This window comes from Brooklawnia sp., assembly GCF_049651565.1.
Classification (GTDB): domain Bacteria; phylum Actinomycetota; class Actinomycetes; order Propionibacteriales; family Propionibacteriaceae; genus Brooklawnia.
In genome coordinates this window covers 1-2,135 of the sequence record NZ_JBASCI010000193.1, presented here as the reverse complement: position 1 = coordinate 2,135, position 2,135 = coordinate 1, and the positions used below count along the sequence as shown (strand labels likewise).

The window sequence follows — 2,135 nt, the reverse complement described above, 5'->3', positions numbered from 1 at the left end:
GGCTGGAGCTGCGGGCGGTCGGGTTCAACCCGTTGGCGGCCGACACCAACGGCATCGCAGTGGCGTGGACGGTGGTCCGGGCGATGACGGTGTCCGGGTTGCTGGCTGGGCTGGCCGGGGCTGTCGTCGCGCTGGCGCCGGATGTGCACGGATCGCCCACTCCGCTGTCCGATTCGCTGGTGGGCAGCGTCGGTTGGGACGCCATCACGGTGGCGATGCTGGGCCGGGGACGGGCGGTCGGCATCGTGGTCGCCGGTGTGCTGGTGGGGGCGCTGCGGGCCGGCTCGCTCACCATGCAGACCCAGGCCGGCACTCCGTTCGACCTGGTGAACGTGATCCAGGCGGTCATCGTGCTGGCGGTCGCCACTCCAAGTTTGTGGCGGGCGCTGCGATGAACCGACGACGGCTCGCCGTGCTGGCGACGATCGCGTTGCTGGGGCTGGCGGTGGTCACCAGCGGTGACGCGCTGTTCGCGTTCTCCGGCCAGTTCGATCGGTTCCGGCTGCCGACGGTGCGGTTGCCCGGGCGGGCGTTGGTGCTGATCTGCGCAGGGGTGGCTGCGGTCGCGGCCGTGGTGGGACGCCGCTGGAGCGCCCTGGTCGGGTTGACGGCCCTGGTGGTCGGCTTCATCGGTTGGGCGGCGGCCGGGTCGGTGTTGCCGTTCCTGGTCGGCAACCAGGTCGCCGGCTCGGTGGCCTACGCGACACCGCTGGTTCTCGGCGGATTGGGCGGACTGCTGTGCGAGCGGGCGGGCGTGGTGAACATCAGCATCGAGGGACAGTTCCTGCTGGCTGCATTCGCCTCCACCATCGTCGCATCGGTGACCGGCGTGCTGGCATTCGGACTGCTCGCCGGGGTGCTGGCCGGGCTGGTGATGGCGGCGCTGCTGGCGTTCTTCTCGATCCAGGCGCTGGTGGGACAGGTGATGCTGGGCATCGTGCTCAACCTGCTGGCGGTCGGGCTGACCGGATTCTGGTCCGCGCAGATCATGGTTCCGCAACCGCTGGTATTCAACTCGGCGCCGGTGATGAACCGCTGGTTGCTGGCTGGGCTGGCGGCGGCGTCGGTGCCGGTGGTCTGGCTGTTGCTGTTCCGGACCAAGTGGGGGCTTCGGGTCCGGGCAGTGGGAGAGCACCCACCGGCGGTGGCGTCGGCCGGTCTGGACGTGCGCAGGTTGCGCTGGCAGGCGGTGCTGGTCGGGGGCGCGTTCGCCGGGCTCGGTGGTTGCTTCTTCACCCTGGCGACGGTGGGGCAGTTCAGCCGCAACATCACTTCCGGCTATGGATTCATCGCGTTGGCTGCGTTGATCATGGGACGCTGGCAGCCCGGTCGGGTGGCGCTGATGGCGCTCGGATTCGGCTTCGTCATGCAGTTGGCCGGACAGACCCAGACATTGGGGACCCCGGTCAACTCGCAGCTGCTGTTGATCCTGCCGTACGTGGCCACCATCGTTGCCGTCGCGGGGGTGGTCGGCCGGGTACGGGCGCCGGCCGCCAGCGGACAGAACTACCAGGCTGAGCAGTGAGGCCACCCCTTCGTTCAACCTGGCCCCCACTATCGGCCCTGGCGCGGCCGGGGTGCCACACTGGGCCCCATGATCGTCGCTGCCGTTGACGGGTCGAGCCTGTCCAACCCCGGTCCGGCCGGTTGGGCGTGGTACATCGATGACGACAACTGGGAGGCCGGCGGTTGGCCGTCCGGCACCAACAACAAGGGGGAGTTGCAGGCGGTGCTGTCGTTGCTGCGCGCCACCAAACCGGTAGCCGACGAACCGCTGAAGGTGCTGTGCGACAGCCAGTACGTGATCAATTCGGTGACCAGGTGGATGCCTGGGTGGAAGCGGCGAGGCTGGCGAAAGGCGGACGGCAAGCCGGTGCTCAACCAGGACCTGCTGAAGGCGCTGGACGAGGAGTTGCGCGGCCGCGACGTCAGCTTCGAGTGGGTTCGCGGGCACGCGGGTCATGCGATGAACGAAGCGGCTGATGAGCGGGCCCGGGCGGTAGCGATGGCGTACCAGACCGGCGGCACCATCGACCGGGGGCCGGGCCTGCAGCTTGCGGGGGGCGGGAGCGCTAGGGGGAAGGACTCGGCTGCGGGTAGCGATTCCGCTGCTGAGTCCGGGACCCGCTCCGCCG

The 2,135-nt window shown here is 69.6% G+C and carries 3 protein-coding genes; all 3 read left to right on the top strand.

From position 1 onward, the window contains the following. A partial coding sequence (locus WBL05_RS09115) for an ABC transporter permease subunit (RefSeq protein WP_424225382.1) occupies positions 1-395 on the top strand: 395 nt, incomplete at its 5' end. Further along, on the top strand, positions 392-1,525 hold the full coding sequence (locus tag WBL05_RS09110; protein ID WP_424225381.1) for an ABC transporter permease: 1,134 nt from the start codon (positions 392-394) through the stop codon (positions 1,523-1,525). The genes WBL05_RS09115 and WBL05_RS09110, both read left to right, overlap by 4 nt. A 69-nt stretch (positions 1,526-1,594) precedes the next feature. Further along, positions 1,595-2,135 (top strand): ribonuclease H family protein (locus WBL05_RS09105; RefSeq protein ID WP_424225380.1); only part of this gene is annotated, 541 nt, incomplete at its 3' end.